The 21284-nt window shown below is 36.0% G+C and carries 18 protein-coding genes and 1 tRNA gene; 8 read left to right on the forward strand and 11 right to left on the reverse strand.

Annotation, left to right across the window (positions count from 1 at the left end):
• The first annotated feature begins 91 nt into the window (after positions 1-91).
• The 4 genes from alaS (at position 92) to LPC15_RS06110 (ending at position 6062) form a co-directional block, all read left to right on the forward strand.
• Complete coding sequence (gene alaS, locus LPC15_RS06095; protein ID WP_229235337.1) at positions 92-2695, forward strand: alanine--tRNA ligase; 2604 nt, start codon at positions 92-94, stop codon at positions 2693-2695.
• The gene (thrC, locus tag LPC15_RS06100; protein WP_420709513.1) at positions 2695-3942 is read left to right on the forward strand and encodes a threonine synthase; all 1248 of its coding nucleotides are present in this window, start codon (positions 2695-2697) and stop codon (positions 3940-3942) included. Before alaS ends, thrC begins: the two co-directional genes overlap by 1 nt.
• A 64-nt stretch (positions 3943-4006) precedes the next feature.
• Positions 4007-4630: a hypothetical protein gene (locus LPC15_RS06105; RefSeq protein WP_229234480.1), complete on the forward strand. Its 624-nt coding sequence runs from the start codon at positions 4007-4009 to the stop codon at positions 4628-4630.
• Positions 4631-4667: 37 nt separating this feature from the next.
• The gene (locus LPC15_RS06110) at positions 4668-6062 is read left to right on the forward strand and encodes an FAD-dependent oxidoreductase (RefSeq protein ID WP_229234481.1); all 1395 of its coding nucleotides are present in this window, start codon (positions 4668-4670) and stop codon (positions 6060-6062) included.
• Here the strand turns inward: LPC15_RS06110 and LPC15_RS06115 are convergent.
• Both LPC15_RS06115 and LPC15_RS06120 read right to left on the reverse strand, forming a co-directional pair.
• Positions 6059-6463 carry a hypothetical protein gene (locus LPC15_RS06115; RefSeq protein WP_229234482.1) on the reverse strand — a complete coding sequence of 135 codons (405 nt, stop codon included), beginning with the start codon at positions 6461-6463 and terminating at the stop codon, positions 6059-6061. The two genes, LPC15_RS06110 and LPC15_RS06115, sit on opposite strands and share 4 nt — an antisense overlap.
• Positions 6464-6497: 34 nt before the next feature.
• Complete coding sequence (locus LPC15_RS06120; RefSeq protein ID WP_229234483.1) at positions 6498-7844, reverse strand: FAD-dependent oxidoreductase; 1347 nt, start codon at positions 7842-7844, stop codon at positions 6498-6500.
• A 141-nt stretch (positions 7845-7985) separates the two neighbouring features.
• On the opposite strand from LPC15_RS06120, the gene LPC15_RS06125 reads away from it, so the two are divergent.
• Entirely contained in the window at positions 7986-9077 is a 1092-nt protein-coding gene (locus tag LPC15_RS06125) for a (Fe-S)-binding protein (RefSeq protein ID WP_229234484.1), read from the forward strand.
• A 308-nt stretch (positions 9078-9385) separates the two neighbouring features.
• Here LPC15_RS06125 and cobQ read toward each other — a convergent pair whose 3' ends face one another.
• The gene (gene cobQ, locus LPC15_RS06130; RefSeq protein ID WP_229234485.1) at positions 9386-10840 is read right to left on the reverse strand and encodes a cobyric acid synthase CobQ; all 1455 of its coding nucleotides are present in this window, start codon (positions 10838-10840) and stop codon (positions 9386-9388) included.
• A gap of 65 nt (positions 10841-10905) precedes the next feature.
• Here cobQ and LPC15_RS06135 point away from each other — a divergent pair, with 65 nt between their 5' ends.
• Positions 10906-11973: a pyridoxal phosphate-dependent aminotransferase gene (locus LPC15_RS06135; protein WP_229234486.1), complete on the forward strand. Its 1068-nt coding sequence runs from the start codon at positions 10906-10908 to the stop codon at positions 11971-11973.
• Entirely contained in the window at positions 11974-12930 is a 957-nt protein-coding gene (locus LPC15_RS06140; RefSeq protein ID WP_229234487.1) for a cobalamin biosynthesis protein, read from the forward strand.
• Between the two features lie 6 nt (positions 12931-12936).
• Here the strand turns inward: LPC15_RS06140 and LPC15_RS06145 are convergent, their stop codons facing one another.
• From LPC15_RS06145 to LPC15_RS06170, 6 genes are read right to left on the reverse strand one after another with little or no spacing between them, the layout of a single operon-like run.
• Entirely contained in the window at positions 12937-13707 is a 771-nt protein-coding gene (locus LPC15_RS06145) for a formylmethanofuran dehydrogenase subunit C (RefSeq protein WP_229234488.1), read from the reverse strand.
• The gene (locus LPC15_RS06150) at positions 13704-15419 is read right to left on the reverse strand and encodes a formylmethanofuran dehydrogenase subunit A (protein ID WP_229234489.1); all 1716 of its coding nucleotides are present in this window, start codon (positions 15417-15419) and stop codon (positions 13704-13706) included. The genes LPC15_RS06145 and LPC15_RS06150 overlap by 4 nt, the downstream gene beginning before the upstream one ends.
• The gene (locus LPC15_RS06155) at positions 15412-16701 is read right to left on the reverse strand and encodes a formylmethanofuran dehydrogenase subunit B (protein ID WP_229234490.1); all 1290 of its coding nucleotides are present in this window, start codon (positions 16699-16701) and stop codon (positions 15412-15414) included. The genes LPC15_RS06150 and LPC15_RS06155 overlap by 8 nt, the downstream gene beginning before the upstream one ends.
• Before the next feature lie 3 nt (positions 16702-16704).
• Positions 16705-17082: a molybdopterin dinucleotide binding domain-containing protein gene (locus LPC15_RS06160; RefSeq protein WP_229234491.1), complete on the reverse strand. Its 378-nt coding sequence runs from the start codon at positions 17080-17082 to the stop codon at positions 16705-16707.
• Positions 17083-17108: 26 nt separating this feature from the next.
• Positions 17109-17777, reverse strand: coding sequence for a 2,5-diamino-6-(ribosylamino)-4(3H)-pyrimidinone 5'-phosphate reductase (locus LPC15_RS06165; RefSeq protein ID WP_229234492.1), 669 nt, complete (start codon positions 17775-17777; stop codon positions 17109-17111).
• Positions 17778-17784: 7 nt separating this feature from the next.
• On the reverse strand, positions 17785-19083 hold the full coding sequence (locus LPC15_RS06170) for a LeuA family protein (RefSeq protein WP_229234493.1): 1299 nt from the start codon (positions 19081-19083) through the stop codon (positions 17785-17787).
• Positions 19084-19378: 295 nt separating this feature from the next.
• Here LPC15_RS06170 and LPC15_RS06175 point away from each other — a divergent pair, with 295 nt between their 5' ends.
• Positions 19379-19903: a hypothetical protein gene (locus tag LPC15_RS06175; RefSeq protein WP_229234494.1), complete on the forward strand. Its 525-nt coding sequence runs from the start codon at positions 19379-19381 to the stop codon at positions 19901-19903.
• Positions 19904-19948: 45 nt separating this feature from the next.
• On the opposite strand, the gene LPC15_RS06180 is transcribed toward LPC15_RS06175, so the two are convergent.
• Both LPC15_RS06180 and LPC15_RS06185 read right to left on the reverse strand, forming a co-directional pair.
• Positions 19949-20021 (reverse strand) — tRNA-Thr (locus LPC15_RS06180).
• Positions 20022-20037: 16 nt separating this feature from the next.
• Positions 20038-21279 (reverse strand): phosphoglycerate kinase, encoded by a 1242-nt coding sequence (locus LPC15_RS06185; protein ID WP_229234495.1) that lies wholly within the window; start codon positions 21277-21279, stop codon positions 20038-20040.
• Positions 21280-21284: the final 5 nt, after the last annotated feature.

Consider the following 21284-nt stretch of genomic DNA (forward strand, 5'->3'; position numbering starts at 1 on the left):
GCAATTATGATAATAGTTTATAATCGATATTTTTATTAATAAACTTTATGATACGTCTAATCTATCAATATTTTTGATAACGGTGAAAAAGATGCTAGAAGAGTATGATATAGAATATTTCAAGATCAACAATTTTGAAAGGAAAAGATGCCAAAAATGTGGCGCCTATTTCTGGACGAGGGATAAAGATAAGATAACTTGTGGTGATGCTCCTTGTGATTCTTATTCTTTCATAGGCAACCCTTTATTTAAAAATAATTATTCTTTAGACGAGATGAGAGAGAAGTTTCTATCTTTCTTCGAAAAAAATGGTCACACTCGAATTGAGAGGTATCCGGTAGTGGCAAGATGGCGGGATGATATCTATCTAACAATTGCTTCTATAGCCAATTTTCAACCTTTTGTAACCTCTGGTAAGGTAAGACCGCCTGCGAACCCTCTTACGATATCTCAACCATGCATCCGATTGGAAGATATAGATTCTGTTGGGAAGACAGGAAGACATCTTACCACCTTCGAGATGATGGCACATCATGCGTTCAATTATCCGTCCAAAGAGATCTATTGGAAGAATGAGACAGTAGGATATTGTGAAAAGTTTTTAGAGAGTTTAGGTACCGATCTAAATAAAGTTACATACAAAGAGGAGCCTTGGGCTGGAGGAGGTAATGCTGGTCCATGTTTAGAGGTGTTGTTAGGTGGTTTAGAGCTTGCAACCTTGGTGTTTATGAGTTTTGTGAGGGACGATGATGGAGATATTCTCATAAATGGAGAAAGATATCGAAAGATGGAAAATTATATAGTGGATACAGGGTATGGGTTGGAAAGATTTGTCTGGATGTCCCAAGGGAGATCAACAATATATGATGCGTTGTTTCCAGAGATTATTGAAAAGATAGCAAAGTTGTCTAATTTAGAAAATCATCGTGAAAGGATATATGCCATTTCTGATTATTCCCGGTGTATTGCATATATGTTGGGAGATGGTATAGTTCCCTCTAATGTTAAATCAGGATATCTTGCTCGATTAATAATCAGAAGGGCTTTTAGATTGATGGACGAGATAGGTCTTGAGATCGATCTATATGACATAGTCTTTGAACATGCAAAAAAGATTAAAGAATTTTCCGATAGGCTACATGTGATACGAGAGATACTCGATATAGAGAGGGAAAAGTATGATGATACTATAAAAAAGGGAAAGAGATTGGCTTTAAAAAAAGCAGGAGAATACAAAAAAAAGGGTAAGTTGCCTTTAAACGTTCTCATAGATCTGTATGATACATATGGTACCCCACCAGAGATAGTTAAAGAGGTATTGAGAGAGGAAAAAGATATAGTCTTGGAGATACCAGACAATTTTTACTCTTTAGTAGCTCAGATACATGCCAAAGAAGAGAAAAAGAATAGTAATAAAGAGGATAATAAACTTAGAGATAAATTGTCTAACCTCCCAAAGACCGAAAGATTATATTACGTTCATGATAAAGATGATTTATCGTTCGATGCAGAAATCTTAGAGGTTATAAACAATCATATCGTCTTAAATAAAACTTTGTTTTATCCTGAAGGTGGCGGACAACCGGCAGATAGTGGAATATTGGTTTTTAATGATCGTTCTGTTGATGTATTAGATGTTAAATCGATAGAGGGAGTAATTATTCATAAAGTATCCGATACAAGTTTTTTCAAGAAAGGGATGGTTGTAAAAGGTATCGTAGATTTTGAGACCCGATTGGCATATACTAAGCATCATACAGCGACTCATATCGTATTGGAGGCAGCAAAACATATCCTTGGTGGGCATGTATGGCAGGCGGGAGCGCAGAAAGAGAAGGATAGAGCAAGATTAGATATCTCGCATTATAAAAAAATTGGTGAAGACGAGATCAAAAATATAGAACTCGTTGCGAATAAAATAGTGATGTCTAACGTAAAGGTAGAATGCTATTGGATGGATCGGGTCGAGGCAGAGAAGAAATATGGTTTCTCTCTTTACCAGGGCGGTGTTCCGGCGGATGATACTATACGTATCGTAAAGATAGGTGATAATGTACAGGCATGTGCAGGTACTCATTCTAATTTTACAGGAGAGGTGGGATTTATAAAAATAACAAAGGTGGAAAGGATTCAGGATGGCGTGGAACGATTAGAGTTTTCTGCTGGAGAAGCCGCTGTGAAATCGGTACAAAATTTAGAAGATACATTAAAAGAGGCATCATCAATATTAAAAATACCGCCAGAGATACTACCAAAGACTGTTAAAAGGTTTTTTGACGAATGGAAGGATCTTAAAAAAGATAACGAGAGACTTAGGGAATATATTGCCAGATTAAACGCAAAAAAATTGTTGAAAAATGTTATTAAGATTAAAGATTACTGTCTGATAACAGGAAAGATCGATCTGCCTTTAAACGAGTTGATGAAGATATCACAAGTTATGGTTATAGATGATCAGGGTAACGATAAAGTTATACTTATCCTTGGTAATAACAACGGAGATCTTATCATCTCTCTAAGCAGAAATATAAAGGATAGAAAGATCGATGCGTCTGACATACTGAAGAAGATATGTCCCTTTATAAACGGGGTAGGTGGGGGTAAAAGATACTTGGCTCAAGGCAGAGGTAACCCTGAAAAGATTGAAGAAGGTTTAAATTTAGGTAAAAAAATTATAATGGAGTTGATTGGATGATATACTCTTTAAAATGTATCAAATGTGGAAAAGAATACGATAAAAGAAGTGTTATATATAATTGTGATTGTGGTGGGTTGTTAGAGGTGAAGATAGACTTTTCGTCTATCGATATCGATAAAGATGATTATGAAAATATCCCTCTATCTGTCTGGAAATATAAAGAATTTCTTCCTGTAGAGCGTGAGCCGATATCTATAAAGGAAGGAGGGACGCCTTTATATGATTGTAAAAGATTTAGCAAGTTAATAGGATTAAAAGAGCCTTTCTACGTAAAACATGAAGGATTAAATCCGACTGGATCTTTTAAAGATAGAGGAATGACGGTTGGTGTGACCAAGGCTATAGAATTAGGGATGAAGATCGTGGCATGTGCATCTACTGGGAACACCTCTGCATCTTTATCTGTCTATGGAGCAAAAGCGGGAATACCTGTCGTTGTTCTGTTGCCTGGGGGCAAGGTTGCACTGGGTAAAGTTGCACAAGCGCTGATACATGGTGCAAAAGTTATCGAGATCAAAGGGAATTTTGATGATGCTCTGGAAATCGTTATGAAATTATGCAACGAAGAAGGCATATATCTATTGAATTCGGTGAATCCTTACAGATTAGAAGGACAGAAAACTATAGGATACGAGATTGCTGATGAATTAAATTGGACTGCGCCTGATAGAATTATATTACCTGTAGGTAACGCTGGTAATATTTCTGCGATATATAAAGGGTTCAAAGAGTTGAAGAGTATAGGTTGGATAGATAGAATACCAAAAATGACAGGAATCCAAGCTGAAGGATCTGCACCGATCGTAAAAGCGTTTAAAGATCATAAAGAGGATATAATGCCAGAAAAAAATCCTGAGACAATCGCTACCGCTATCAGGATAGGCAACCCAATAAATGCTATCAAGGCACTTCAGGCGATATACGAGTCTAAAGGATTGGCAGAGATGGTAACAGATGAAGAAATAGTAGAAGCACAGAAAGAGTTAGCTAAATTGGAAGGCATAGGTATAGAGCCGGCATCTGCTTCTTCTATAGCAGGCCTGAAAAAATTGTTAAAAAACGGTTTAATTGATAAAGATGAAAGGGTTGTATGTATTACAACAGGAAATCTGTTAAAAGATCCTGAAGAGGTGGTAAATGTATGCAATAAGCCTATTGTTGTAGAAACTAAACTTGATAAGGTAAAAAAGGTGCTGAATCTAATTAAGCAATATAACGTTACTCAAATCTTGCAGATATATTAGAAACATTATTATAGAGTATTGGTTTCAATATATATGGTTCAGGTAAGGGAATGGGATATATCAGATGATTGAGATTATATTAGGTTTGATCTTGGCTGTTTCAATATGCTCTCTCTTTATATTTTATGAATTAAAAAAATTATCTGATACAAATAAAGCGTTTTATGATAGTTTAAATAATCTATCTATACAGGAACATTATCTGAAGAAGGAGAACGAGAGATTACTGAAAGAGATAGAAAAGCTTAATGTTCAATTAAAGAGCTCTGTTGAGCGATATAAACTAGTTGAGAAAGATAGAGATTTATTAAAAAACGAGTTGGATCTTATAAAAAAAGATGTTAACGAATTTAACCGGCTTTTCATAAAGATTAAAACGGATATGGATAACATGCTTAAAGATAGAGATAAGATATATAAAGAGTTAAAAAATGTTATTAAAAATAAGAAAAACTTAGAGAACGAATTAAATAAATTTCGTGATAAGATGCAAAAGGAGCTTATCCAACTCTATACTAAGGTCGACTCTATCTTGGACAAAGTAGAAAATGAATTAATGAGGCTTGTTACAGAAAACAAGTCTTTAAAGATAAGTATTAATAAAGAGGAGAAAACTGGATCTGTTTATAATATAGATCCATTCTTGATAGGAGAATTATCTAAATCAATTAGAGAAAAAAATAAGTGAGAAGTTCGAGATTTTAATTAAAAGATGTGAGAGTAAAATGGTAAAAAAAATTGTCATCATTGGTGGTGGTATTAGCGGAATTTATGTATTGAGGAACTTACTTGCAAAGAAGGACGAAGTTAAAGAAGTAATGGATTTAACACTTGTAAAGCGAGAGAAAAGCGGTTGGGTATCTGTTTGTGGATTACCTTATGCATTACAAGGATTATATGATATAGATAGGACGGAAATAAACAAGCCGCAGTTCTTTCTTGACCAAGGTGTTGATTTTAGGACAGAGACCGAAGTAGTAGAGATAAATTTGAAGGATAATAAGATAACGCTAAAAAAAGGTGAAGTGCTAAGATACGATTATCTTATCATTGCCACTGGCAGAACACCTTCAGTACCAGCAGTAGTAGAGGAGACAAAGCTTAGAAATATTTATACTTTCAACAATGAGGATGATGCACGAAGGATAGAATCAGCGATGAATGCTGATGATGTAAAAAATGCTTTTGTACGTGGTCGGGGAATAAACGGGTTGCAAGTTGCGGTTGCTTTTGCAACAAAAGGGTTGAAGACAACTCTCTTTGGTGGGCCCCCCTCCTTGCTTCCTTCTATCTTAGATCCGGATATGGGAGATATATTAAAGGAATGGCTGGAAAAGAAAGGCATAAGGTTCATTTTAGAAAAAAGATCGCTAACTTTGAAAGGAGATGGAGATAGATTAAAATACGTAGTAGTTGGGGAAGAGGAGATTCCTGCAGATATTGCAGTAATCGCAACAGGTGCAAGACCAAACACAAAACTTGCAAGTAATGCAGGTATCGATATCGGTAGGCATGGTGGGATAGTTACAGATAAGGTGATGCGTGTTCAAATGAATGGACTTCCTATAAAAAATGTATATGCTCTTGGCGATTGCGTTGAGGTGATCGATGGTATAACCCATCGTTCTCGACTGAGCCAATTCGCATCGACCGCGGTAGTCCAAGCAAAGGTTGTTACAGATAATATACTGGCTGAAATGACAGGGAGACCTGAGTTATATTCCTCCTACGAGCAATCTTTAAATCCGAGCGTCTCTAATATAGATGGTCTGCTTGTCGGGTCTGTAGGTATAACAACCAAAGAAGCAAGGATGGCAGGAATAAAGACGGTAAGTGGAAAAGCAACAAAGCTGATAAAGGCGCGTTATTTTCCTAATGCCTCCTCACTTACCCTTAAATTGATATTCGATGCTTACACCACAAGATTGATAGGAGCACAGATGCTAGGCAGATCAACAGTTGCTGAAAGGGTCAATGAGCTTGCTATGGCAATATATGCAGGTATAACTGCCAAAGAGCTGAGAAATATGGAAAGATCCTATGATCCTTCTCTATCCTTGTTGATCGATGTAACAATAGATGCTGCAGAGCTAGCTCTGGGTATTGCACCGGTCTATTAAAGTGTGATAACTTTCTCAGCCTTGATTAATTCTTCCAACAATTCGGCTAATTCAATCTTCTGAACTCCTTCAGGAATCTCAAATTTTGGAGATCTTCCACCTAGGAGTTTCATCCATGCATAGCATGCAAATAGTGGCACTTTTGCATTATTTGCCATTTTAATCAGGTCGTAGGGATCTGTAGAGATACCCATCTCTGCTGCGTTCTTCTTTATCTCTTCTGCGTAGTCTTCTAATCCTGGAGCATATTTAAACTTATTATCTATGAGTGATGCCAATCCTTCCTGTAAGAATACTACTGCAACATCTTTTCCTAATCTCTTTCCATTTATGGCAATGATAAGAGTACTCAAATAGGAATTTATTGTGCCCTCCTTGCAAAGTATTATGATTTCAGACATTTTATAAAGTTTTTACATCTATTTTAAGATTTTATCATAACTTGGAGATAGCATCTTCTGCTGCATTCAATATGTGGCAGTTAGCAGGAGAGCAGGTCATCAATGGATGTGTTCCCATCTGGAAGGTGGGTATCTCATCTATTATCATTCTATTTTGTACCATCGTTGCAACAGTATTTATCATGCAACCTGCAGCGCTTCCACTACCGTATATTTCTCCACCTATCAACTGTGCAGTCGTCTTTTCAAAGATCAGTCTTACCTTTATCATATGCATTCCTGGTAGAGTTGCTGGGTGTCTATCAGGAGCTTCGGCATCACCTACCACGATCTCGTATCCAAAATCCTTCGCATCCTTTTGTGTCAGTCCTGTTTTTGCAAATCCATAATTCCCTGCCATTGTCGAGAACGTGCCGATTGTACCTTCGTTGATACGTCTCAACTTGAACGCGTTGGCGCCCGCGATTCTCCCTTCGTTTGACGCGATCGACGCAAGCCTCAGGGGGACGGGATCCTTCGTAAAGAACGAATACGATTCTGCGCAGTCCCCAATCGCAAAGATGTCCTTATCCTCCGTTCTCATGTATTTATCGACCCAAATTCCTCCTTTTTCAGAAATTTTTAAACCTGAATTTTTAGCGAGCTCAACGTTCGGTTTAACGCCTATACCCAAGATCACCATGTCTGCTTTTATCTCATCTTTATTACTCAACTTTACATATTCGACCTTCTCCTCTCCTATGATCGCTTCGGCGGTACAATTGGTGTATATATTCACTCCTTCCTTTTTAAGCTCATCCTCTGCTTTGGCGCAGAAATCCTCATCAAATGCTGCCATCAGACAACGGGGAAGCATCTCCACAATACTAACATTTGCATCTCCTTTTGATATATCGTCTGCAAATTCTACCCCGATGAACCCTCCACCAATTATGACGATATCCTCCGAATATGGCATGGCGCTAAACAACTCCTCAAGATATCTCGCGTCCTTCTTAACGGAGAAGACATTTTTTACATTCACACCTGGTATGGGCGGCACGATTGGTTCTGAGCCGGTAGCAAGGATCAACTTATCATAGTTTATCTGATCTCCCTTAGATGTGGTAACAGACTTTGATTCTCTCTCTATTGACCTAACTTCATCTATGATAATCTCAATCCTCTTTCCTGTGAGCATCGTATCAGGTATGACATCCTTCTCGATTTCTCCATTTAGGGTCGTAGAGATATATGGAATCCCACAGGGTACAACAGCTTTTGGCTCTTTTCTTATCATTGTCACTTTTTTATCAGGGTAAAAACTCTTTGCTGTCAAAGCAGCAGGAATACCAGCTGCACCTCCTCCTATTATCAATAAATCCGTCTTCATATCTATCATCTGCGATTAAATACGGATATTTTTAGTTATTTATACTATAAATAATTAACTATTGCACTATAAAAGATTCTTATATTGATATTATTACTATGGCATTTCGAAATGTTTTTATATTATTGAGATCGATAAAAAAGAGAAAAAATGGAATTATCAGACTACGCTATAACATTACAATCCTGTATTGAATGTGGTGCATGTGATGATGTCTGTCCTGTAACAGAGATTATAGATAAATATTATCCAAGCAAAAAGATAAAAGATGCACAAGAGATATTGGATGGAAGAGAACTTAAAGAAGAGCAGATAGATAATATATATGCATGTATGCGATGTAGAGCATGTGAATCTGTATGCAAAGAAGATATTCAAATATCTGAGATCGTCCGTTTGGCAAGGAAGGAGATTGTAAAATTAGGGAGAGAACCCAGCTTACATAGGAAGATTTCCGAAAATATCCTAAATCATGGGGTATCGATCCATAAAGATCCTTCTGAGAGGCTTAAATGGACAGAGAGATCATTTTTCAAGCAGAACGCAGAATATGTCTATATGACAGGTTGTTTTGCATCGATGATCAATACCAACATAGCCAGATCTACTGTAAAGATATTGAGAGAAGCAGGAGTAGATTTTACGATACTCGGTGATAGAGAGGTTTGTTGTAGCTCTTTTGCATGGGATAACGGTAAAAATGAGATCGTCTTAGAGAATGCAAAGAAAAATAAAAGTTCGATCGAATCTGTCGGTTCAAATAAGATCATCTCCGCCTGTGCGGGATGTCATATAATCTATTCACGTGTATACCCCTATATCATCGACTGGAACATTCAAGAGATGAATATCATCGAATTTATATATAATTTAATAAAGGATGATAAGATAAAGTTCAAAAACGAAATTAAGAAGACGATTGTAATACACAAGGCATGTAACATTGAAGAAGATATATTTTCAATGGCGAGCGAGATAGTTGGAGAGATACCAGGAATAAAACTTGTTGAGTTAGGGATGAATAGATGCTGTGGTGCTCCGTCAGGCGTAAAGCCAAAGTTTCCAGAGATATCAATAGAGATCGGTTCTAAGACAATAAAAGATGCAAAAGAGAAGGGGGCAGAGATCATAGTAACCACATGTCCATTCTGTAATTTTCAATTTTCGGATGTAAAACGGAATAAAGGATACAATATTGAGATACTGGACCTGCCAGAACTTGTAACAAACGCGATTGGATGAAATTCCGACTAAATACATGACACTAATAAAAAGAGATTTTTTTGAGTAATAACAGATAAAATAGAGATCAAAGATATTCCAAAATTGCCTTCGGCAACCGGTCTTCCGGTCTTATATCTACAAAACCTGTAGCCAATATTTATAAAAAACTATTTAATACATTTTATCTTTATGAATAATTAGCCCAAATGGAACAAATCATGCTTTAAACTATGCAAATAGTATCATGACTTTGCAAAAAAGAAAATAAAGATCATTTGAAAATTTCAGCGAGGAGAATTTTTATCCGAATTACGATTATTATCAGATTAAATCTGTATCAAATCTTTTATCTTGTTAATATCTATATATTTAAGCAATTCTGATGTAAGTATTTTAAATTGATCAAATTTTTCGGTTTTAATCCTTTTTATACCTTTTTTCTCGTATAGATAATCTAAAAATGCATCTTTGAAGTTCTCGTTATGAAATAATCCGTGTAGATAGGTACCAATCGTTAATCCTTCTCTATCTATAGCCCCGTCATCTCCAAAAATAGGGTGCTCTGATATTGTTCTCCCCATATGTATCTCGTATCCTTCTATCTCATCCCCGTTAATTCTGCTAAGGATTGGACCTATCTTATTAACAATCTTTTTGACACGTCTCGTAGTCTTTTCATACTCATCGAATATGGTATAAACATCTAGTAATCCCAACCCTTCAACCTCTACCTCTCCTCTGTTCTCTATCCCTTTATCTATGATAGACCTCCCTAAAATTTGGTATCCACCGCATATTCCTATTATCGGTATTTTCCCTTGTTTTGAGATTATTTCTTTATATAACCCGCTTTTTTTAAATTCTATCGTATCTTCTACCGTGTTTTTTGTTCCAGGTATTATTATAGCATCAGGATCGCCAAGTTTTTCTGTTAAAGATACGTATCTAATATCTGCCTCATCTTCCAGCGGCTCAAAATCTGTAAAATTTGAAATTCTTGGCAGTTTTATGATCGCTATCTCTATACCATACCCGCTTATCTTATTATCTATCGAAACAGAATCTTCGCTCGGTATTTTAAAATCCAAATAAGGAACAATGCCAAGGACGGGTATACCAAGCAATTCTTCTATTTTTTTTATACCAGGCTCTAATATCTTTTTATCTCCGCGAAACTTGTTTATTATAATTCCTTTAACCTGTCCCTGTATATCATCAGGAAGGAGTTTTACAGTTCCATAAATACTTGCAAAGACCCCACCTTTTTCTATATCTGCTATAAGGATTATTGGTGCTCTTGTTATTCTCGATACAAAGGTATTCGGTAGATCTCTATCGTAAAGATTTATCTCGGCAGGACTCCCTGCACCCTCTATTATGATCAGATCGTTAGCTCTGCTCAATCTTATCAGCGCGTCTTTTGCTATCTCTCTAAAGTAGTCTATATTGGAGTAGTAATTATTTATATCCGTATCTTTAAACGGTCTGCCCATAACTACTATCTGAGACACATTCTCTCTGCTTGGTTTGAGTAAGATCGGATTCATCTCTACTGATGGCTCCGATCGAGCGGCTATCGCCTGTATCGCTTGAGCTATACTTATCTCCTTATCATCGATAGTAACGTAAGAATTAAGGCTCATATTCTGCGCTTTGAACGGGGCGACTTTTAATCCTTCGTTTGAGAAAATTCTGCATAATGCAGTGACAAAGACGCTTTTTCCGGCATGAGAAGATGTTCCTTGTATTATTAGCATCTTCGTAAGATCAAGATTAGTCATTTTTCCTCCATTAATTAACCGACTAAACCTTTATTAATATATTGTAATTATATTTGTGGTATTTTATGAGACCTGACCATGGTGGAAAAGCACTAGGCATCATCGATAAAGAGAATGAAAAGTTAGAGAACATCATAGAATTCAGTGCCAATATAAACCCGTTGAGCATGGATTTCAAAAAAATTATTATAAAGTCTATAGATAGGATAAAATATTATCCTGATGATAATTATACCAAACTTAAATCCTCTATATCTTTATTCCATGATTCAGTCATCCCGTCTGAGAATATTACTATAGGTACAGGATCCATCGAGATAATAAAGAATTTTTCCCATGCTGTTTTAGAAAAAGGAGATAAAATTTTAATATTTCAGCCAACGTTTATGGAATACGAGTATTTTGGAAAAATTTTTGGAGCGAATCCAATCTTTGTCGAATATAACAAACTTATTCGGGAATCAAACCTAATCGATATTAAAAAGAATAATATAAAGGTCATATTTCTCTGTAATCCTAATAATCCTACAGGCACTCTTATTAAAAAAGATAAGGTAAATTTAATACTGGATTTTTGTAATAAAGAAGGATCTTACTTATTCATAGATGAGGCGTTCATAGAATTATCTCAACCGGAAGAGAGCCTCGTCAAGGATGCCGTAAAAGATGAGAGACTTTTCGTGCTCCGGTCGCTCACAAAATGTTTCTCTATACCTGGTTTAAGAGTAGGATACGGTATCGGTAGCAGATCGCTGATAGATAAGATAGATGCTGTAAGAATACCATGGAACGTTGGCTGTATCGAATCAGAGGTAGCATCTTATCTATTGAAAAATGGTAAGACGTTTTTAGAAGAGTCTAGACGATTTATAAAGAGCGAAAGGGAATGGTTAGAGAAAGAATTATCAAATTTGGGTCTTAAAACAATAAAGAGTGATTCTAATTTTTTAATGATTAATATCGAGCCATTAAATGTAAAATCGTCTGAATTAACTGCAAAATTAGCAAAAAAAGGAATTATCGTACGAGATTGCAGCACTTTTCGTTTTACAGGAGATTCTTATATAAGGGTGGCTATCCGCAATAGGAAAGATAACAAACGATTGATATATAGCATTAAGGAGATAAGATAGGTGGATATAATATTAACAGCATTCATCACAGCATTTTTTTTAGATTTAATATTTGGAGAACCTAATAGAATATTTCACCCTGTTGTCTGGTTAGGAAAGATTATAGATAAATTAGCCAATTCTGGATTGACTATAGATAAAAAAATTGCTAAAAAAACGTATGGTTTTTCTATCCTTATCTTTTTATCCTTTATCTCTATCTTATCAGGATATCTTATACAGAATATCCTCGTCGATTACATAGATCCATTTTTCTCTATCATCTTCTTAGCTTACCTTATTAAAAGTTGTTTCTCTTTTAATCTCCTCGTAAATTCTGCTTGTTCTGTATATATAGCATTAAAAGAGGATAACATCGAAAAGGGGCGCGTTTTGGTAGGTAATATCGTCAGCAGAGATGTAAGCAATCTAAATAAAGAGGAGATAATATCTGCAACGATAGAATCAACATCTGAAAACTTTGTCGATGGGTTTTTATCCCCTCTCTTTTATTTTATCCTCTTCGGTCTTCCTGGAATCTTCTGTTTCAGAGTGGTGAATACTTTAGATTCGATGATAGGTTATAAGAATGAAAAATGGTTGGATATAGGTTTTGCATCTGCTAAATTTGACGATATACTAAATTTCATACCTAGCAGGATATCTATGATCTTGCTCTTAATCTCTTATATACCATGGTTTGTTAGAGATAGAAGATATCCGAGTATTAATATGCTTAAAAATATATTAAAAGAGAGAAAGATGGTTGAAAGTCCTAATTCCGGATATCCTATGGCTACGATAAGCGAAATCTTAAAGGTTCGGCTGGTAAAACGTTCTTACTATACAATAGGAAAAAGATACAATCACCCTCTATTACAGGATATAATTAAGACAATCCGTACAATCTCGTTTTCTTCTCTAATAACAGCTACCGTATCTATCTTAGCGTTGTTCTGTACCAACCTCCCTATTTAAATAATATTAAGGCGCTTTTATATATAGAGATCCTTTTGCCCTCCTCATAGCCAAATCTCCGACATATTTTTCAAAGTTTGCATTATCTATAATCTCTTTACCGAGATACTTGAAAGTAGGCAACCTATCTATCACTGTCCCCATCACTATTATATCACCTCCGGTCATCTCACCGCCAGGCATTATAGCATTCCCTTTTATAGTTATCTTTCCGCCGCTCATTTCCAGCCCTGCAAGCATATCAGCATCTTTCTCTACTACGATCTCTCCCCCATTCATCTTTTCTCCTAAATATAATCCTGCATTTCCTTTTATAGTTATCTTTCCTCCGCTCATTCCATTCAACGCTCCTCTGTATCCACTACCGATATAATTACCCGCATCTCCTTCTATTATTATCTCTCCCCCAACCATCTCTTGCCCCGTCCATGAGTCAGCATTCCCTTTTATAGTTATCTTCCCACCTCGCATCATACTACCACAACGCATATCTACGTTACCTTCTACCAAAATCTCTCCTCCTGTCATTCCTTCACCTATTCTTTTTATCCTGTATGCGTTACCTTTTATTATGATCTTAACATCATCTATTCCAGTATTACTTCCTTCTACAGATACGTCGAAGATCTCTCTCAATTTTACGACTTTGTTACCTAAATAAAGACTCAACTCTTCTATTTCTTCTTTACTCTTATCAGAGAAGCTATCTGGGGTTATTGTCTCTGCCTCTACCGGAATGCTCCCATCATACTTTAAATTTAAAGTTATCACTCTCATGCAAGCCTCACCCTACTACCTATCGTGGGATTCGTCCTTATCATACACGGATTGGTAAGATATACATCGTTGACACCATAATTGTCAAGATTGACCGTGTAATAATTTGCAAACCAGTCTTTAAGATCGTCCTCTATTAGTTCGTAATATTCATCAAACTCTGCGTTAGTCCAATAAGTCTTACCTGAGACTACCTTTACTATCTGTCCATCTTTAACAACTATCTCTCCACCTTTTATCGTATATTTTGCAGCAGAGAACGCTTTTTCCACTTTATCATAATCTTTTGATGGATCTATCTCGTTAGGTTTTATATCGAATATAGTAACATCCGCATCCGCTCCTATACCTAAATGTCCCTTATCTCTCAATTGATACGAATTTGCTTGTGCAGCTCTGGTAATTATAGCTATCTCATTCCATTCGTATTCTCTATCTAAAGATGGAAGTATCGCTCGTTTATTGACTGCATTGTTTACCTGGAGTATCTCCTTCTCTCTTTTCTCTTTACTCATCAAGAGGGATATTATTTCAGGATATCTCGTAAGAGGTGCGCCGTTTGGATGATCCGTCGTCAGCCAAACCTGATACGGATCATTTATCAATAAGGCTGCCTCCAGTCCTATAGCCCATTGTATAACGTTAACCGGTACTGTTGGAGAGTATATCACGGGTGTAACGCCGCCGCCAGTTTCAAGTTCCGTATCTGAGTTACTCCATTTAAAACCGGTTAATTTCTGTAAATTAAACTCTAAATAACCATCTGCAGTCATAGTCGTAGTATCACCAAACATTAACTGTCCCACATCTACGGTTATGAACTTGTTAGAATTGACTTCTCTTGCAATCTCATCTGCTTTACTATCAAAAGTCTTCCAATTTTCTCCTCCGTATGAACTAAACATAACATGTGTTATATGAAGAGGTTCTCTACCCCGCTGAGTCTCGAACCCGCTGGCAAGTTTCATCGTATCTACGGTTATATTATAATTTCCTGGTTGTCCTAATTTATTAGTATGAACGTGTATAGGATGAGGGAGATCCAGAATCTCGTTTACTTTCATCAGATCGTTAAGAATTTCTCTCGGTGTAACTCCAAAATGAATAACCTGATCATCCAATGAATCCACGTTCTTACCCCATTTCCAGTTCTCTCCACCACCAGGATTAACAATCTTTATACCATATCCTCTCGTTCTTTTTAACATCCAAGCAACATACGCGGCAAGTTTATCTATCTCGCCTCTGCTTACATATCCCATTACAAACCAGTTGAAACCAAAAAGGGTCAGAGATAATTTATCAAGCATTGGTATATCTCTCAGTTCTTCATGGGTATGTATAGCAGACAATGGTGGCATCGCAGGTTCTACAACAGTAGTATATCCCATTATACTATAATCATAACCTTCTGAAAAGACGTTTTTTACAGAATAACCTGATGATGGCATAGTAATAGACGTTTTGGGTTTTAATGATCGTCGTCCATCTTCTGGACGGATTAATCTACCAGAATTAACTTTTGCACCTGCTATATGAGAATGGCCATCAACACCACCAGGAAAGACCAATAAACCATTTACATCAAGTATTTTTGGATTTTTCACATCATCGACGATCTTTCCATCTCTTATACAGATGTCTTTCTTTTCATCTTTTATATTATTCAAAGGATCAAAAACTATCCCATTTTTTATTATAAGTTCATTCATAACGATCTATCCTATTAATTATATCGGTCAATATCTCTAAATCGCTCTTAAATTTAGAATCTATAAACTTTTTTACCCTTATAGGAATCTCATCCATCCTATAGGCAGTACCATCTGCCTCTATGCCAGAAATTGCTACTGGTATTATAAGATCTGCAAGTTCCGTAGTCGCACTGGTATATGGTTCTATAGCTATCAAAGGTATCTCTGCCAATCTTCTTATAGAAGGATTGACAAAATGAGCAACAGGATCCGATGCGACGACTAAGATTGCATCCACCTCTTTTCTTGCCAATACATCGTTTGCTGTAGTTTCTCCTGGATTGTAATAAGCATAACCTCTCGAGAGATCTATAGCATAAGGAAAGCCTGTCAACCATGTAAATACATTACCGGCACCAGATACGTTATAATGCCCACGCATAGGCATCAGGGAAAACTTTGTATTTCTGTTTAACTCTTTAACTAATCTGGAGAGAGATCCGATATTTTTATCTTTTACGCCTGTCATCGTAACTCCTAGTCCAAAGAAGACTATCCCAAAGTTTGCATTAACCATCTCTCCTGCAATATATTCCAAACGATCTTTGGATATGCCACCTATCTCTTCAGGCAAGATATCTCCGTTACCTATGATGATAGATGTCAATGCGTTTATGATCTTATAATCCGATCCAGGCTCTATTTTTAGAAAAATATCTGCAACTTTTGAGGTATCACTCTCTCTGACATCTACAACGATTATTTTTCTATCTTTCCTTCCTTTATTCGTAAAGTATCCTTTCGTAAATGTAGAATATCTCCCCATATGCCTAGGATGTGCATGAAATGGATTACAACCCCAGTATATAACCAGATCTGCCCTGTTTTTTACCTCTCCCAGAGTACATGATGGTTTACCCTCTTCTTGAATCCCTAATGTTGTTGGTCCATGGCATACTGTAGCAGTCTGATCTATCAATGATCCTATCTTTATTGCCAGTTCTATGCCTTTCTCTATCGCCTCACAAGTTGTAGAACTCCAACCATACATGAGTGGTCTTCTTGCATTACACAAGATCTTGGCAGCCTCATCTATTGCCTTATCATAGCTTATCTCTTTTAGCCCCTCTTTATCTCTTATTAAAGGTGCCTCTATTCTACCATGAGAGTATCCTACTATCTTGTTATAACCTAATTTGCATGTATTATCGACATTCTTTATCTCATTCCCTTCTACCTCAACTGTAAGATCATCACATAAAGATCCACAGAAAGGACATACGACATTTTTTATTATCATGATCTATCCCTTATACAATCCTATCAAATCTTTCAACTCGAGTGGTCTATCATCCGTCGGCTCTATGGTTGCATCTACTCCTTTAAAAGAAGGCATTCCAGATAATCCTATATCTATATTCAGAATAAAATTTGCCCATGGACCCATAGGTATAAAAATCAGATCTTTAGGGATACCTTTCTCTCTCTCAGCTCTCAGAACGATGCTTGCAATATCCGTATTAACCTTCACATAGTCTTCTATATCTAATTCTTTGATCAATCTTTCATTCATAAAACAGGTTGCCGTAGCATCAAAATACTCTTTTGAAGTTTTATGCTCTATAAACATTCCCTGCTCTATTGTTCTTCCAGTTATTAATTTAACTCTCTTTTTCTTCATCATTCCCTCCTTTATAAAATCCCTCTTTATAAAACTTTCCAATGCATCAATAATCCGCTATCTATCTTAACAAACTCAATCAGTTCCAATTTAGGAAATTCTGATACAAAACCATCGCCATCTACAGGTGTTGGAGAGTCTCTTCCACCGATAATTATAGGACTTATGTAGTAGTATAACTCATCGACTAATCTAGCATTGATCAATCCCCATGCCAATTCTCCCCCACCCTCGACCATTATCCGCTTTATACCTTTATCATATAAAAGTTTCATCATTTTTACCAGATCTATATTGTCTGCACCTACTCTTATTATCTTTGTATACTTGCTCAACATATCTACCTTATCTTTATCAGCAGAGTAACTTGTTATGATTATTCGCTCTCCCTTCCCTTTATTTAGCACATCCGAATCTAATGGGATTCTGCATTTACTGTCCACTATAATTCTTATAGGATTCTCCATTATTCCTCTTTCTTCTCTTCTTCTCTTTATTTCATCCGATTTTATCGTCAAGCTTGGATTATCCGATAGAATCGTGCCGATACCTACCATTACCGCATCTACTGAATTTTTGAGACGATCTACACGATCAAGATCTTCTTTGCCGGATAATTTAATCTGTTCTTTCAATCTGTTAGATATCTTTCCATCCGCGCTCATCGCCATATTTATAAATACGAAAGGTCTCATTTAGATTCTAATCCGTTTCCTCATTTTCCATCCTATCATCTATCAATGGCCGATCCATCTCTTCTTCTGCAATCTTATCTAAAATAAAGTATTTCTCTACATAAGCTCTTAATTCTTTATCAGAGATACATGAAACTCGTTCTCCCTCGTCGTACAATTTTTTTATCTCCTTAGCAATTATTCTTACTCTAGGGTCATCTTTTTTTATAGTTACGTCGGCATCCAACAAATCTTTTAATGTCTCTTCTATCTTTGCTCGTACAACTTCTCTCCCTGATGTGCTTCCTATTAAAATCCTCCTCTCTCCTCCAACCAACTCAGGCGGGTAGGGCTCGTATGTAATAGGGTTTTTTAATACACCAGCAGTATGAATACCACTCTCATGCGCAAAAACGTTCCGTCCAATGATTGCCTTATTTGGAGGGACTTTAATACCAATCTCCTTTTGTATATATCTGGAAAATTCTACCAATTTTGAAAGATTATATTTGTTTTCGTATCCTTCAATCCTTGTCGAGAGGAATAATATAATTTTTTCCATCTCTGCGTTTCCTGCCCTCTCTCCTATACCCAAGAATGTTAGATTACTCCATTGTGCATTGTAAAAATATCCAACGATACTGTTTATTACTGCCATTCCAAAATCATCATGCATATGCGTCTCTATCTCTTTAACACCAATCTCCTTTAAATTTTTTATGATTTTAGGAATGCTAACCGGTAGAGGGCTCTCTTCGTAAGGTAATCCAACACCAACCGTATCACATATTCTTATTATCGTATCTGGTGCTATATCAAGTATATCCTTTACAAGCGGAAATACAAAACCATCTAGGTCTGAACGTGTCATATCTTCAAGATGACATCTTGTTTTTAATCCGTGATCGACCGCATATTGTAACGCATCCAAGTATTTCTCTCTCGCATCTTCCCGAGACATCTTTAGTTTATAATCTAAATGAATATCTGATACGGACATTAGTATACCTACCTCTTTTATCTGGTCAAAATTTAATACCAGATCTATATCTTCAGGATTTGCTCTTGCCCATCCAGTTATCTCGGTTATTCCTTTGTTTCTATTAATCATCGTCTTGGCAGCTATCCTATCCTTATTAGAATAAAGGAAGATTTCGGTCTTTTCTATACCCAATTGCTCGAGATATTCGAATATCTTTATAGATTGAGAGAGCTTCATTACGACACCTGGCATTTGAGAACCGTCCCTTAACGTAGTATCGCTGATTTTTGCAATAAAATTCTCAGGTTTTTGTATTTTTGGTATCTTTAAATCTATTTCTGCCATTTTAGATCACATCTTTGTCTTTTATAAATTATTTTATTAAAAATAAAAACTCATTCAAAGAAACGCCTGTATATCTCTCATTTTATAATCGATGATCGTATCGTTTTTACATTCAATCAAAATTTTTTTATGAAGTATTAACGATCTTTTTAAGAACTCTTCTTTTGTCTACACATAAAACTTTTATCGTATTTATATTTTTTTAAGAAGTGTCAAATAAACACTATTATTCGTTTTATATTTTAAAATACAATCTACGTTAACTTTATTAGTAAGTTAGGAGCAAGATAAACAGATGAAAAGATTTGAAGATTTGCTCAATGAGTTATCCATTCTTTATAGGAAGAATCCTTTTGGATGGAGAGTATCTATAAAAAAAGAGTCAAGATTTGCCAATATATTTATAACAGACTCCAAAAACATATGGCAGATCAAATTAGATAGTATATACAAGGCAAACCCTATTGGAATAGGGAGTAATATAGGAGCTTATTCTGAAAATAAAAATTTATTCGATACAAAAACCCCATATTATGGATTGAGATCTATAAAAAACGAAGATATCCAGAATATGCTTATAAACAATGATATAACCTATGCCAAACTATTGATCAATGAAATATTAAATAGGCCGATTGTTACTATCGATGATATACAAGAGAACGACGAAAATTATGGTTTTTTAAGCGGTCCGATACATTTTAGCCAAGAATCAGATAAGAGTTTTCTCTCTAATAATCAAAAAAAACTTGATAAAAAATTAGACGATAGTCTTGATAAACTATTATTCAGAAAAGGGCATGAAATAGAGTACCTTTGATGATGGTCGGATATGTATAGGAGACGGCTGTCACAACGATCGATAAGCCTCGGAGGGGATTTGAACCCCCGACCTGCTGATTACGAGTCAGCCGCTCTGCCAACTGAGCCACCGAGGCTTTATATCATCCTTTTTTATAATTCTATATCTGGTATTTTAAATCTTGTTTTAGATTTTTCTAATGCCTCTATCCCAGGAAGCTTTTCTCCCGATAGAAACTCGATACTTGCCCCTCCGCCTGTACTTATATGACTCACTTTTTTTTCTAGATTTAACATATGTGCAACAGATGCAGTATGACCGCCACCTATTATCGAATGTTTTGCCTCTCCAGCTGCACGCAAAATCTCATATGTGCCGTATGAAAACTCTTTCTCCTCAAATATACCCGCAGGCCCATTTATGATAACTATCTCTGACTCTTTAATTAATTTGGAAAACTTTACAAATGTCTCTATACCAATATCGCATATAGGGTATTTGGTAGGAAGGGATACAATATCTATATCTTCTCTCTTTCCATCTTTTTTTACTGCCAGATCCACAGGCAGTATTATTTTATCTGGGTTCTCTTTCAAGATCTTTTTTGCCTCATCTTTATATTCTAAAACCCCCTCTCGTTTTAAATTTTCAATATTTTGTTCTCCTATATCTATCCCTTTGGAGAACAAAAAAAAATTTGCGACCAATCCAACCAACAATATCTTATCCACTTTTTTTCCATTTAATATATTCTTTATAACTTTTAATGTATCCGACACTTTGTTGCCACCAAAAACGAATGTTGCGGGAGAAGAATTGTTATTCAATGCCAGACTCAATTCATTGATCTCTTTTTCCATCAATAATCCTGCAGAAGATGGCATAACCAATGGAAAACCTACTATGCTCGGCTGAGCACGATGAGATGCCGCAAAAGCATCGTTTATATATAAATCTGCCAAATTAGATAACGTCTTTACAAAAATAGTCTGAGTCATCATCTCTGGTGACATATCTATAACCTCTTCAGATAAAAACCGAACATTTTCTAAAAGGATGATATCACCATTTTCCATCTTTTTTATCTTCTCTCGAGCGTACTTCCCGATTATATCCTCCACGTATCCTATCGGTCTATTTAAAACCTCTTCTAATTTATTTTTATGTGATTTTAACGTAGTGAAATCCTTTTTGGCTGGTCTACTTTGATGTGCAAGCAATACCACTTTAGAGTCATCTAAAGCGTATATAGTTTTTTTATGGCTTTTAAACCTTGTATCATCCAAAATTTCTCCTGTTTCAGGATTCAATGGGGAATTTATATCGATCCTGAGAAGAACAACCTTATTATCCGTGTTAAGATCATCGAGAGTATAGTAAGGCCTCGAATTCAACTGTA

The sequence above is a fragment of the Candidatus Methanoliparum sp. LAM-1 genome (assembly GCF_020885915.1).
In the GTDB taxonomy this organism is placed as follows: domain Archaea; phylum Halobacteriota; class Methanoliparia; order Methanoliparales; family Methanoliparaceae; genus Methanoliparum; species Methanoliparum thermophilum.